The 12439-nt window shown below is 71.7% G+C and carries 11 protein-coding genes and 1 riboswitch; of the genes, 4 read left to right on the top strand and 7 right to left on the bottom strand.

Annotated features, from left to right (window positions below):
* Window positions 1-29: 29 nt before the first annotated feature.
* Window positions 30-446 (bottom strand): nitroreductase/quinone reductase family protein, encoded by a 417-nt coding sequence (locus ACQEVB_RS34390; RefSeq protein WP_432981725.1) that lies wholly within the window; start codon window positions 444-446, stop codon window positions 30-32.
* Window positions 447-524: 78 nt separating this feature from the next.
* Window positions 525-732: riboswitch (cobalamin riboswitch) on the top strand.
* A 101-nt stretch (window positions 733-833) separates the two neighbouring features.
* Here ACQEVB_RS34390 and ACQEVB_RS34385 point away from each other — a divergent pair.
* Both ACQEVB_RS34385 and ACQEVB_RS34380 read left to right on the top strand, forming a co-directional pair.
* Window positions 834-3620, top strand: a complete 2787-nt coding sequence (locus ACQEVB_RS34385) for a ribonucleoside-diphosphate reductase subunit alpha (protein ID WP_432981722.1) — start codon at window positions 834-836, stop codon at window positions 3618-3620.
* Window positions 3617-4666 (top strand): ribonucleotide-diphosphate reductase subunit beta, encoded by a 1050-nt coding sequence (locus ACQEVB_RS34380; RefSeq protein WP_432981720.1) that lies wholly within the window; start codon window positions 3617-3619, stop codon window positions 4664-4666. Before ACQEVB_RS34385 ends, ACQEVB_RS34380 begins: the two co-directional genes overlap by 4 nt.
* A 413-nt stretch (window positions 4667-5079) precedes the next feature.
* Here the strand turns inward: ACQEVB_RS34380 and ACQEVB_RS34375 are convergent, their stop codons facing one another.
* The 3 genes from ACQEVB_RS34375 to ACQEVB_RS34365 all read right to left on the bottom strand — a co-directional run bounded on the left by ACQEVB_RS34375 (window position 5080) and on the right by ACQEVB_RS34365 (window position 7195).
* Window positions 5080-5574 (bottom strand): hypothetical protein, encoded by a 495-nt coding sequence (locus ACQEVB_RS34375; protein WP_432981717.1) that lies wholly within the window; start codon window positions 5572-5574, stop codon window positions 5080-5082.
* A 588-nt stretch (window positions 5575-6162) separates the two neighbouring features.
* Entirely contained in the window at window positions 6163-6327 is a 165-nt protein-coding gene (locus ACQEVB_RS34370; RefSeq protein ID WP_432981714.1) for a hypothetical protein, read from the bottom strand.
* A gap of 424 nt (window positions 6328-6751) precedes the next feature.
* A complete protein-coding gene (locus ACQEVB_RS34365) occupies window positions 6752-7195 on the bottom strand; it encodes a nuclear transport factor 2 family protein (protein WP_432981711.1) in 444 nt (147 codons plus the stop codon).
* A 69-nt stretch (window positions 7196-7264) separates the two neighbouring features.
* On the opposite strand from ACQEVB_RS34365, the gene ACQEVB_RS34360 reads away from it, so the two are divergent.
* Entirely contained in the window at window positions 7265-7816 is a 552-nt protein-coding gene (locus tag ACQEVB_RS34360) for a TetR/AcrR family transcriptional regulator (RefSeq protein ID WP_432981708.1), read from the top strand.
* A 42-nt stretch (window positions 7817-7858) separates the two neighbouring features.
* Here ACQEVB_RS34360 and ACQEVB_RS34355 read toward each other — a convergent pair whose 3' ends face one another.
* Both ACQEVB_RS34355 and alr read right to left on the bottom strand, forming a co-directional pair.
* Window positions 7859-8908 (bottom strand): D-alanine--D-alanine ligase family protein, encoded by a 1050-nt coding sequence (locus ACQEVB_RS34355; RefSeq protein WP_432981706.1) that lies wholly within the window; start codon window positions 8906-8908, stop codon window positions 7859-7861.
* On the bottom strand, window positions 8898-10016 hold the full coding sequence (alr, locus tag ACQEVB_RS34350; protein WP_432981703.1) for an alanine racemase: 1119 nt from the start codon (window positions 10014-10016) through the stop codon (window positions 8898-8900). Before alr ends, ACQEVB_RS34355 begins: the two co-directional genes overlap by 11 nt.
* Before the next feature lie 99 nt (window positions 10017-10115).
* Between alr and ACQEVB_RS34345 the strand changes: the two genes are divergently transcribed.
* Window positions 10116-11567: an MFS transporter gene (locus tag ACQEVB_RS34345; protein ID WP_432981700.1), complete on the top strand. Its 1452-nt coding sequence runs from the start codon at window positions 10116-10118 to the stop codon at window positions 11565-11567.
* Here ACQEVB_RS34345 and ACQEVB_RS34340 read toward each other — a convergent pair.
* Window positions 11476-12417, bottom strand: a complete 942-nt coding sequence (locus tag ACQEVB_RS34340; protein ID WP_432981697.1) for an aldo/keto reductase — start codon at window positions 12415-12417, stop codon at window positions 11476-11478. The genes ACQEVB_RS34345 and ACQEVB_RS34340 overlap by 92 nt on opposite strands.
* Window positions 12418-12439 lie beyond the last annotated feature (22 nt).

The following is a 12439-nucleotide window of genomic DNA, read 5'->3' as shown; positions in this document are numbered from 1 at the left end:
AGAACCCGGGCGGGCGGCCGCCACCCCGCTCAGCGGTGGACCGTGATCACCGCGACCGGGAACTTGCGGTCCGTCTTCGTCTCGTAGTCCGCGGCGTCGGGCCAGTAGTCGCGCCACACCCCGTAGAGGCGTTCCCAGTCCGCATCCCCAGGACGGACGACGCGGGCGTCCGCCTTCAGCGTCTCCGCGCCCAGCTCGACGGTCACCGGGCCGTCGGTCGCCTCGAGGTTGGCCACCCACTGCGGGTCGTCGGGTGCGCCGCCGGCACTGCCGCAGACGACGTACGAGTCGCCGTCCGGCGCGGCGACGAGCGGGTTGACGAGGTCCCTGCCGGACTTCCGGCCGCGGACGTGCAGCAGGAGGGTCGTCTTGCCCTCCCAGTGACCGCCGAGCACGCCGTCGTTCGCCCGGAAGTTCTCGATCACGGTGTCGTTGAACGAAGCCATACACCTAACAACGATTGAGCGCTCACGCTGTTCCAGATACATCATATGGGGGTACTTGCGCCGCGAGGCACGACATGTAGGGTCATGATCGCTGATGGTTCGCCCCGTCAACCCAGGCGGGGCGAGGCGAGAGGGAACCCGGTGCGAGTCCGGGACTGCCCCGCAGCGGTGAGCGGGAACGACCGCCGTCACGACGCACTGGGGTGCGCACCCCGGGAAGCGACGGCCAGTAGGAGCACGAACGACGCCCGCGAGTCCGAAGACCTGCCATCGGTGCGCGCGCCGCCCGGCGCGCGCTGTCCGGGGCCTCGCGGGACGGATCCGGCAGACCGGCATCGCCGGCCTGCTCCCCTCGCGACCCCGATGTCGAGCTCGCGAGGAGAGAGCGTGACACCCACAGCAACGATCGACCGCACCGTCCAGCAGGTACGGGTCGTGCGCCGCGACGGCAGCGTCTCCGCGTTCGACCCGGCCAAGATCTCGGTCGCCATGACGAAGGCGTTCCTGGCCGTGGAGGGCAGCGACTCGGCCACGTCGTCGCGGCTGCACCACCTCGTCGAGGAGCTGACGAAGCAGGTCAGCGCCGCGCTGCTGCGACACGTCGGCCCCGACACGGCCGTGCACATCGAGGACATCCAGGACCAGGTCGAGCTCGCCCTCATGCGCGGCGGCCACCACAAGGTCGCCCGCGACTACGTGCTCTACCGCGAGGAGCACGCCAAGGCGCGCACCGCGGCCACCCCGGCGCCGTCCGCCGACGTGCACGTCACCGACCCCGACGGCACCCGCCGCCCGCTGGACTGGGCGCGCGTCGAGCACGTCGTCGGCGAGGCCGTCGCCGGCATCGCCGACGTCGCCGCCGAACCCGTGCTGGCCGAAGCCAAGCGCAACGTCTACGACGGCATCTCCGTCGACGAGCTGGCACTGGCGCAGGTCATGGCCGCGCGCACACTCGTCGAGTCGGAGCCGAACTACTCCACCGTCGCCGCGCGCCTCCTGCTCGACTCGCTGCGCACCGAGGCCGTCTCGCACCTGGCCGGCACCCGCGAGCAGCCCAGCCACGCCGACATGACCGCGCGCTACCCCGCGTACTTCCGCAGCTACCTCGACCACGCCGTCGGCCTCGAGCTGGTCGACCCCGAGCTGCAGCGCTTCGACCTCGCCAGGATCACCGCGGCGCTGCGCCCCGAGCGCGACCTCGACTTCACCTTCCTCGGCCTGCAGACCCTCTACGACCGCTACTTCCTCCACGAGCACGGCACGCGGTTCGAGCTGCCGCAGGCGTTCTTCATGCGCGTCGCGATGGGGCTGGCGGTGCGCGAGGTCGACCGCGAGGACCGTGCCATCGAGTTCTACGAGCTGCTCTCGTCGTTCGACTTCATGGCCTCGACGCCGACGCTGTTCAACTCGGGCACCACTCGCGCCCAGCTCTCGTCCTGCTTCCTCACGACCGTGGAGGACGACCTGGACTCGATCTTCCAGGCCTACAAGAACAACGCACTGCTCGCGAAGTACTCCGGCGGCCTGGGCAACGACTGGACGCCGGTGCGCGGGCTGGGCGCGCACATCAAGGGCACCAACGGGCAGAGCCAGGGCGTCGTCCCGTTCCTGAAGATCGCGAGCGACACGGCGGTCGCGGTGAACCAGGGCGGCAAGCGCAAGGGCGCCGCCTGCGCGTACCTGGAGACGTGGCACATCGACGTCGAGGAGTTCCTCGACCTGCGCAAGAACACCGGCGACGACCGCCGCCGAACCCACGACATGAACACCGCGAACTGGGTGCCCGACGAGTTCCTGCGCCGCGTCGAGGCCGACGCGAAGTGGACGCTGTTCTCCCCCGACGAGACCCCCGACCTGCACGATCTGTACGGCACCGCGTTCGCCACGCGGTACCGGGAGTACGAGGCCGCTGCCGACCGCGGCGAGATCCGGGTGTTCCGGCGGGTGCCCGCGACCGCGCTGTGGCGACGCATGCTCACCATGCTGTTCGAGACCGGTCACCCCTGGATCACGTTCAAGGACCCGTGCAACCTGCGCTCCCCGCAGCAGCACGTCGGCGTCGTGCACTCGTCCAACCTGTGCACGGAGATCACGCTCAACACCAGCAAGGACGAGGTGGCCGTCTGCAACCTCGGCTCGGTCAACCTGCTCGCGCACGTCACGTCCGACGGGCTGGACACCGACAAGCTCAAGCGCACCGTGACCACGGCCGTGCGGATGCTCGACAACGTGATCGACATCAACTTCTACACGATCCCGGAGGCGCGCCGCTCCAACCTGCGCCACCGGCCGATCGGGCTGGGGCTGATGGGCTTCCAGGACGCGCTCTTCGAGCAGGGCATCCCGCTGGCGAGCGACGCGGCCGTCGAGTTCGCCGACCGCAGCATGGAGCACCTCTCCTACTACGCGATCGGCGCCTCGTCCGACCTGGCCGCCGAGCGCGGTCGCTACGCCAGCTTCGACGGGTCGCTGTGGAGCCGCGGGGTGCTCCCCGTCGACTCGTTGACGCTGCTGGAGGAGGCTCGGGAGGGCGACGCCCTGGACGTCGACACGTCGACGACGCTCGACTGGGCCGCGCTGCGGAAGCGCGTGCAGACCGTCGGTATGCGCAACTCCAACGTCATGGCCATCGCGCCGACCGCGACGATCTCCAACATCTGCGGGGTCGGGCAGTCGATCGAGCCGCAGTTCCGCAACCTGTTCGTGAAGTCGAACATGTCCGGCGACTTCACGGTGATCAACCCGCACCTCGTGCGCAGCCTCAAGGAGCGCGGGCTGTGGGACCGGGTGATGGTGGCCGACCTGAAGTACTTCGACGGGTCGCTGGGACAGATCGATCGCGTACCCGACGACCTGAAGGCGCTCTACGCCACGGCCTTCGAGATCGAGCCGCGCTGGCTCGTCGAGGCCGCGTCGCGCCGGCAGAAGTGGATCGACCAGGCCCAGTCGCTCAACCTCTACATCGCCGCCCCGAGCGGCCGCAAGCTCGACGAGCTGTACCGGCTCGCCTGGCACAAGGGCCTCAAGACCACCTACTACCTGCGCGCGCAGTCCGCCACGCACGTCGAGAAGAGCACGCTGGCCGGCACCGACGGCAAGCTGACGGGCGTCCCGGCCGTGATCGACGGTGCCGCCTGCCGCATCGACGACCCGGACTGCGAGGCCTGCCAGTGAACGGGTTGGGCGCCATCGACCGCTCGGGTGGCCGCGTCGACGCCGACACCAAGCGCATGATCAACGCGCGCGCGGACGTCAACCAGCTGCTGCCGCTCAAGTACAGGTGGGCGTGGGACAAGTACCTCGCCGGCTGCAGCAACCACTGGATGCCGACCGAGGTCGCGATGCAGGCCGACATCGCGCTGTGGAAGTCCCGGGACGGCCTCACCGACGACGAGCGCACGATGCTCAAGCGCAACCTCGGCTTCTTCGCCACGGCGGAGTCGCTGGTCGCCAACAACATCGTGCTCGCCGTCTACCGCCACCTCACCAACCCCGAGTGCCGCCAGTACCTGCTGCGGCAGTCGTTCGAGGAGGCCGTGCACACCCACACGTTCCAGTACATCTGCGAGAGCCTCGGCCTCGACGAGGGCGAGCTGTTCAACATGTACCGCGAGGTCCCGTCGATCACCGACAAGGACGCGTGGGCGCTGCGCTACACCCAGAGCCTGTCCGATCCCGACTTCACCACCGGCACGCCCGCCGCCGACCAGGCGTTCCTGCGCGACCTCGTCGCGTTCTACGTGGTGTTCGAGGGCATGTGGTTCTACACGGGCTTCGCGCAGATCCTCTCGCTCGGCCGCCGCAACAAGATGGTGGGGATCGCCGAGCAGTACCAGTACATCCTGCGCGACGAGTCGATCCACCTGAACTTCGGCATCGACTGCATCAACCAGATCAAGATCGAGAACCCGCACCTGTGGACGGCGGCGTTCACGGAGGAGATCCGGGAGATGCTGCGCGAGGCGTGCGCGCTGGAGATCGCCTACGCGCGCGACACCATGCCGCGCGGCATGCTCGGCCTCTCGGCGACGGCGTGCGAGCAGTACATGCGGTTCATCACCGACCGGCGCGCGCAGCAGATCGGACTGGCCCCGCTCTTCGGCGAGACGGAGAACCCGTTCCCGTGGATGAGCGAGGCCATGGACCTGGCGAAGGAGAAGAACTTCTTCGAGACGAGGGTGATCGAGTACCAGACGGGCGGAACGCTGGACTGGGACTGAGCCGCAGCCCCGGTCCGGTTGTTCAGGCGAAGACACGCTCATGGAGGAGGGGACTGCGACGATCGGGCGAACAAGTGTCAAACGGCAACGCGTGCGCAGCGCCCGCGGAACGGTTGCATCGTGTTCGGATGAGCCGAACCGCCGCATCAGGGAGGACCGATATGCGCAAGAGTCTCCGTCTGACCGTACTGGGCGCGCTGGTAGCGCTGATTACGTCCGTCGCTGGGGCAGGGACCGCTTTGGCAAGCGATCCATCAGACGGGGTTTGCGACCACAGTGAGGTTGGAACGCTGAAACTCGGCTCCGACAATTGGCTGTACGAGTGCGCGCCGCACAACGACGCGGGTTCCATCGGCTACTACTGGCAGGGCTACTGACAGCTGCGGGCGCGGTGCCGTAGGCACCGCGCCCGCTCAACCCGCCTGGTCGCGCGCCGCCTGGGTGACGACGTCGTCGGGTCCGAGCGCGCGCGTGGCCTGCTGGGCTACCTCGGTGAACAGCCGAGTTGCGCTATCAACATCCCCTGCCTCGCGGAGGAGCATCGCGTGGTTGTACTTCGATGCGAGGGCCGCGCGCGACTCCGCGCCCGATTCGGCCACCGTCGCCGCTACGACCTGGCCGTGCTCGACCAGCGCCTCTTCGTAGTTCCCGCTGCGTCGCAGCAAGGTCGAGAGCAGGCGCCTGCTGCCGAGCGCGGCTGGTCTGGCCCGGGTCACCAGGCGCATCAACGGCAACGCGGCGGCGGTTTCGCGCCGGGCGTAGTGCAGCAGTGCGAGGTGCTCTGCGGCAGCCACCGCTCGATCGTCGTCCTGCCCGTGCGCACCCGTGAGCTCCTCCCAGCGCCCCCGTGCGGCTTCGACCTCATCATTCGATGGCACTCGGGAACTGTCTTCACCGTGATCGGCCATCCTGCATCCCCCTCCTCACCGATGTACCGAGGCTACGGCGCTCCAGCGAGCTCCACGTGGAAGATCGGTGATCTGCCTGCCGTCCATCCCTGCACGCGCCGCAACCGCGGCGCCGGTCATCCGGTTGCGCTCCGCCAACAAATGCGTCCGCACGGGCGGCCGTGCTCCCCGAAGCGCCCGGGGCGTCCGAGCGCGGCGATCCCGTGATGACGGGCCGAATCCGGTCACGGCCGTTTTGCGCCAGGCGCACGACCTCCAGCGCGTCGTTCAGCTGCGAGACGGGGCGTCGGGTTTTTGGCGCTGTCGTCGAGTGGGCGCGGGGCCACCGCCACCACGTTGCATCGAGCGGCCCGACGCTCGACGTGGCGCCGCCTGCACCTTGTCGCACGCAACGCTAACGGCCGAGAGGGTATGGGCGACCGCGCCGAGGTCGGCGCCGTCCAGCGAGACGACAGTACGGGCGTCCACCATGTGCATCGTGAAAGACCGTCGCGAGCATCGACGGGCGGTCCTGCAGCACATCTGCGATCCCGACCCGGCACTCCGCGCTGCGGGACCTCGAGACGACGATCGCCGGCGTGCGGCGGCTCAGCCGATGACCTTCCGCATCCGCGCCCCGGACATCATCACCCCCGGTGCGGCCTCGACGGGTTCGCGCGCGACCAGCGCGTAGCCGGGGGTGCGGCGCGGTGCCTCGCTCGGCGGTGTGCAGAGCGCCTCGAACCGGGCGAAGCCCGTGATGCGCGCGGCCATCTCCGTGGTGCGGGCGAGCAGGCCGGCGAGGCTGCGCCGCGCCCAGGCCGGGTCGACGTAGCTGGCGCGATGACGGCGGTGTCGTCCTGCGCGGGGCGCCGCCGGCGATCGCCTCGCCGCCGGGACTCCTGCCGCTACTGGCGACGATCCGGCCGTCGATCTCGATCACGCAGTAGGTGCCGGCGCGGACGAGGCCGGCGTCGAGGGTGAACATGCCGGCGCTGCGCGCGGCCGCCAGCTCGGCTGCACCGAAGTGCAGGCCCTCGAGCAGCCCGTCGACGGCGCTGTGGATGATCGCCTGCACCGCGGGTACGTCGGCCGCGACGGCGGCGCGCAGCGTGATCCCGCGGACGCGGGTCGGGGACGTCATCGTGTGCATGCCACAACGATTACCGCGGGTCGACCGGAGCAGATTCGGCGGTCGTCACCCCTCTCGGGTCAGCGCGGCCACCAACTGCGGGGTGCGTCCCAGCGCGGCGGACAGGGCGACCGGGTCCATGTAGTCGTCGTAGTGCACGATCTCGCCGTCGCGGACGCGGATGACCCCGACCGCCGCGATCCGGTACGGCTTGCCGGTGATGCGCGAGCGGCCATGATGGGTGATCTCGGCGACGACGACCTCGGGATCGTCGGTCTCCCGGATGACGCTGTCGATGCCCGCCATGTCGAGGATCGCGCCGCTGCCGTCGGCGATCGCGGCGAAGTGCTCGCGGATGGTCTCGCGGCCGCGCAGCTCCGCGGGGGTGCCGGGAGCGGCGAACGGGTAGGTGAGCACGCCGTCGGCAGCGAACATGTCGGCGAACGACAGCGCCTCGCCGCTCACCATCCGGGCGACGCGCTCGGCGACCTCGCGCGGTGACCTGCTCATGACGCCCTCCTACAATCGGAACGATGGCCCCGTTTAGACGATACGGAACGCTCGCCCCGGTTGGCAACCGTGGCTGAGCGGCCGCTGCGCGCCGACGCCGCACGCAACCGGCAACGCGTCCTCGACGCAGCGCGCGCCGCGTTCGCCGAGGGCGGCCCAGGGGTGTCCCTCGACGACATCGCGGCCCGAGCGGGCGTGGGTCCGGGCACCGTCTACCGGCACTTCCCCTCGAAGGAGGCGCTGTTCGCCGCCGTCGCCGAGGCCCGGGTGCGCGACGTCGTCGCCGACGCGCGCAGCCGCGCCGACCAGCCCGATCCGGCCGCCGCGTTCGACGGTTTCCTCGATCGGCTCGCCGCCGAGGCCATCGCCAAGCGCGACCTGCCGGAGGTGCTGACCGGTGCCGGATCGGCCGAGGTGCGCGCCGCGGCCGACGAGCTGCGCGCCGCCCTCGCGGTGCTGCTGGCCCGCGCGCAGGAGGTCGGCGCGATCCGTGCGGACGTGACCGCCGCCGAGGTGTCGGCACTGGTCGGCGGGCTCGTCCGGGCCACGCTCGACGGCCCGGACACCGCGCCGGCAGGCCGGCTCCTGCAGATCGTCCGCGACGGCCTACGCCCCCGCTGACGCGTCGAGAACGACGTTGCGGTGATCAACAGGGCCTGTTGATCACGATATGGTCGTTCTCGACGAGGCGGCCGGGGCGGCGACCCCAGCCTTGGCCAGCGCCGTCTCGATCAGGGTCGTCAACAGCGAGCGGAACGGCAGGCCGGCCTCCTCCCACATGCGCGGGTACTGCGAGCCCGAGGTGAACCCGGGGAACGTGTTGACCTCGTTGAGCACCAGCTCACCGTCGGGCCGCACGAAGAAGTCCACCCGCAGCAGGCCCGCGCACTGCAGCACCCGGAACGCCCGCAGCGCCTGCTCCCGCATCCGCTCGTAGACGGCGAGGTCGAGCGCGGCCGGCACGTCGAGGCGCGTGATCGCCGGGTCGTACTTGGTCGCGTAGTCGAACACCACGCCGTCCGGGAGGATGATCTCCAGCGGTGGGCTCGCCCGCAACGTCCCGTCGGGCAGCTCCAGCACCCCGATATCGATCTCGCGTCCGGGGATCGCCGCCTCGACGAGCACGACCGGGTCGACGGCGGCCGCCACCGCGATCGCCGCAGGCAGGTCCGCCCAGCGCGACACCTTCGTCAACCCGATGCTCGACCCGCTGCGGGACGGCTTCACGAACACCGGCAGCGGCAACCGGTCGGCTACCGCGGCCAGGTCCGCGTCGCGGACGTCCACGACGACACCATCGGCGACGGTCAGGCCGGCCGCGGCGAGCACGGTCTTGGTGAGCACCTTGTCCATGCCGAGCGCGCTCGCGAGCAGCCCGCACCCGACCGTCGGCACGCCGAGCGCGGCCAGCACGCCCTGCAGGTGCCCGTCCTCGCCGAACTCGCCGTGCATCGCCGGGAACGCGACGTCGCAGCGCCGCACCGCGTCCAGGCCGGCGACGACGCTCGCGGCCACCCCCGACCCCGGGCTCCCCCACTGCCGGGCCGGGCCGGCGACCGTCCACCGCCCGTCCCGCTCGATGTAGACCGGCACGGGCCGGAACCGGGTCGGGTCGAGGTGGTGGACGATCGCCTCCGCGGAGCGGCAGGACACGTCGTGCTCACCGCCGGTGCCGCCGTGCACGACCGCCACCCAGAGCCGCTCATCCGACATGGCGACGCTCCACCCGGGCGCCGACGCGGCACAGCAGCTCGTGCGGGATCGTGTCGGCCCACGCCGCCCACTCCGCGACGGTGGGTTCGCCGTCGACGCCCGGCCCGAACAGCACCACCTCGGACGGGTCCGGCCCGGCCGGCCCGATGTCGACGACCAGCTGGTCCATGGCGATCACCCCCGCCACCGGACGCCGTTCGGTTCCCGTCCACACCTGCGCTGCGCCGGCTGCGGCCCGCGGGATCCCGTCCGCGTAGCCGACCGGGACCAGTGCGAGCCGGGTGGCGGTCCGCGTCACGTACTCGTGCCGGTAGGACACACCGGTGCCCGCCGCGACCCGCTTCACCGACACAACCGGCGCCCGCAGCGTCATCGCCGGGTGCAGCCCGACCGGACGCTGCGGGACGGGCTCGCAGCCGTACAGGGCGATGCCGACCCGCACGAGGTCGAGGTGGGTGTCGGCGTGGTGCAGGGCGCCCGCGGAGTTCGCCAGGTGCCGCAGCTGCGGGCGCAGACCGGCGGCCGTCGCGACGTCGACCGCCGCGGCCAGCCGCGCGACCTGCGCGGCGACCAGCACCGGGTCGTCGGCGTCCGCGTCGGCCAGGTGCGACCAGACGGCAACCACCTCGATCCGGCCGGCCCGTTCGTACCGGCGGGCCGCGGCGACCAGCGCCGGCCAGTCGCTCGCCGCGGCCCCGGACCGCGCCAGTCCCGTGTCGACCTTCAGGTGGACCCGCGCCCGCCGGTCCCCGGTCGTCGCCGCCGCGATGCCGGCGAGCTGCTCGAACGTCGACGCGGCGAGGTCCACCCCGGCCGCGATCGCGGGCCGGAGCTCGGCAGCGGGCGGATACAGCCAGGCCAGCACCGGCGCGGTGACCCCGGCGCTGCGCAGGACCATCGCCTCGCCCGGCCACACCACGCCGAGCCACGTCGCGCCGCCGTCGAGCGCCGCCCGCGCGACCGGCACCATCCCGTGCCCGAACGCGTCGGCCTTGACCACGGCCATGAGCGCGGCCGACGTCCGCGACCGGACGATCTTGGTGTTGGTGGCGATCGCCGCGAGATCGACGACCGCCTCCGCGCTGCGGGGCGGGGTTCTGCGAGGCACGGGTGAACCGTCGCCCTCCCGGGTTTCAGCGTGCTTTCACGGCCGTCGCGCAGACCCAGCGCTTGACGCAACCTTCCGGTTGCATCAAGAATGCAACCCATGAGTTGCGATACGATTGCTGCTTCCGCCCCCACCCGCTTCTCGCGCCAGGAGGCCCTGATCCTGGCCGTCCTGCTCGGCGCGTCCTTCATGCTGTCGATCGACTTCTCGATCCTGAACGTCGCGCTGCCGCATGCCGGCGCCGGCGTCGGGATGTCCGACGAGCAGCTGCCCTGGATCGCCACCGCGTTCGCGCTGCCGGCCGCCGGCTGCATGCTCCTGTTCGGACGCCTCGGCGACCAGTTCGGCAGGCGCCGGATGCTCCTCGTCGCGATGGCGGTGCTCGCCGCCGGCTCCCTGCTCGGCGGCATCGCGACCACACCGGCCGCACTGCTCGCCGCGCGCACCCTGCAAGGGTTCGCCGGGGCGATGGCCATTCCCTCCGCGCTCGCGCTGATCACCACGACCTTCGGCGATGGCCCGCTGCGCGAACGCGCGCTCGGCCTCAACGGCGCGCTCGCCTGCGGCGGCTTCACCGTGGGCGCGCTCGCCGGCGGCACCCTCGTCGAGGCGCTGAGCTGGCGCGCCGCATTCCTCGTCAACGTGCCGCTGGCCGTCGTCGTGATCGTCGCCGCGCCGTTCGTGGTGCCGGAGAGCCGCCGCCCCGACCGCACGCGCCTCGACGTCGCCGGCGCCGTGACCGGCACGGCGGGGCTCGTCGCGCTCGTCTACGCGGTGCTGGAGGCCGGTTCGGTCGCCTCGGCGGCCGCCGCGGTCGTCGGCGTCGTCGCCCTGGCGGCGTTCTGGCGCATCGAGCGGCGCACCCCGGCTCCGCTGGTGCCGATCGCGATCCTCGCCCGGCCCGGCGTCGTCCAGGGCAACCTCGCCAGCATCGCGATCTTCCTCGTCGAGCCGGCGGTCATCTTCCTGACGACCCTCTACCTCCAGCACGTGCTGGCGTTGTCGCCGCTGGCGACCGGTCTCGTGTTCGGCATCCCGGGCCTCGCGTCGATCGTCGCGGGCATCGTCGCCGGCCGGGCGATCGGGCGGATCGGGCTCCGGCGGGTGCTCGTCGTCGCCATGGCGGTGCAGATGCTCGCGATCGTCCCGCTGATCGCGCTCGGCACCGACCGCTCCGCGCTGCTCGTGCTCGTGCCCGCGCTGTTCGTCGGGTTCTTCGGGCACGTCGCGGCCATCGTCGCCGCCACCGTCACCGCGACCTCCGGCCTGCCCGACGGCGAGCAGGGGCTCGCCGCAGGGCTCGCCTCGACCACCCAGCAGGTCGCCATCACCGTCGGGATCCCGGCGCTCAGCGCGGTCGCCGCGCTCGCCGCCGACCCCCTCGGCGGCTACCGCCTCGCGGTCGGTGTCGCCGTCGTCGCGATGCTGGCCGTGATCGTGCACCTCGGCTCGACGACACTCAGCCGGCCGCGTCGAGCCGCGCGAGCTGCTCGGGGGCCAGCTCCAGCCGCATGCCGGCCGCTGCCTCGTCCAGCTGCGCCGCCGAGCTGACGCCGACGATCGGGCGGACGGTGGGGTCGGCGGCCAGCCAGGCCAGCACGACCTGGTTGCGGGTGGCGCCGAGCTCGGCGGCGACCTCGTCGAGCGCGGCGAGCCGGGCGGTGCTGTTGGGGTGGTCGAACTCGGCCGGCATCCGGTCCGGCCGGGTGTACCCGCCCCTCAGGAGCGGGGTGTAGGCCCACAGCTCCAACCCCTCGCTCCGCACGTGGTCGACGGTGTGGTGGGTGGCCCAGCTGAACTGGTCGAAGTCGCCGTCGACGTACGCGACCGGGCGGCGCTGCAGGTAGGTGTGCGCCAGCTGCACGGCGGTGTAGCCCGCATGGCCGTTCGCGGCGGCGAGCTGCCGGGCCTGCTCGACCCGCCAGCTCGGCTGGTTGGACACCCCGAGCTGCCCGACCGTGCCGGCCGCCACCAGCTCGCCGAGCGCACCGACGACGTCGACGAGCGGGACGCTCCGGTCGTCCACGTGGGTCCAGAACACGTCGACGTGGTCGACCCCGAGGCGGCGGAGGCTGCCCTCGATGCCCGCCTTGATCGCGGTCGGCGACAGGCCCTCGCGGTTGTCCGGCCACTCGCCGGGCGGCACGGGCTCGGCGCCCACCTTGGTGCTGATCCGCACGCGGTCCCGCATGCCCGGACGGGCCGCGAGCCAGCGGCCGAGCAGCTCCTCGCTGGTGCCGCCGTGGCCGTCGGGGTGCAGCCAGAACGCGTAGCAGTCGGCGGTGTCGAGGACGGTGCCACCTGCGTCGACGAAGCGGTCGAGCAGCTCGAACGAGAGCTGCTCGTCCTGTGTGTTGCCGAAGAGCATCGTGCCCAGCACGAACATGGGTCGATCGGTCATGCGCCGAGCGTTCCCCCTGGAG

Origin of the sequence: Pseudonocardia sp. CA-107938 (genome assembly GCF_050936315.1) — a bacterium.
GTDB lineage: Bacteria > Actinomycetota > Actinomycetes > Mycobacteriales > Pseudonocardiaceae > Pseudonocardia.
This window is presented reverse-complemented; position numbering and strand designations above follow the sequence as displayed.

What these genes read in the sequence shown, in the direction of transcription:
- ACQEVB_RS34375 (WP_432981717.1), bottom strand. Translation starts at nt 5,574, where the DNA reads ATGGCCGATCACGGTGAAGACAGTTCCCGAGTGCCATCGAATGATGAG.
- ACQEVB_RS34355 (WP_432981706.1), bottom strand. Translation starts at nt 8,908, where the DNA reads ATGTCGGATGAGCGGCTCTGGGTGGCGGTCGTGCACGGCGGCACCGGC.
- ACQEVB_RS34345 (WP_432981700.1), top strand. Translation starts at nt 10,116, where the DNA reads ATGAGTTGCGATACGATTGCTGCTTCCGCCCCCACCCGCTTCTCGCGC.
- ACQEVB_RS34340 (WP_432981697.1), bottom strand. Translation starts at nt 12,417, where the DNA reads ATGACCGATCGACCCATGTTCGTGCTGGGCACGATGCTCTTCGGCAAC.
- ACQEVB_RS34370 (WP_432981714.1), bottom strand. Translation starts at nt 6,327, where the DNA reads ATGGCCGCGCGCATCACGGGCTTCGCCCGGTTCGAGGCGCTCTGCACA.
- ACQEVB_RS34390 (WP_432981725.1), bottom strand. Translation starts at nt 446, where the DNA reads ATGGCTTCGTTCAACGACACCGTGATCGAGAACTTCCGGGCGAACGAC.
- ACQEVB_RS34365 (WP_432981711.1), bottom strand. Translation starts at nt 7,195, where the DNA reads ATGAGCAGGTCACCGCGCGAGGTCGCCGAGCGCGTCGCCCGGATGGTG.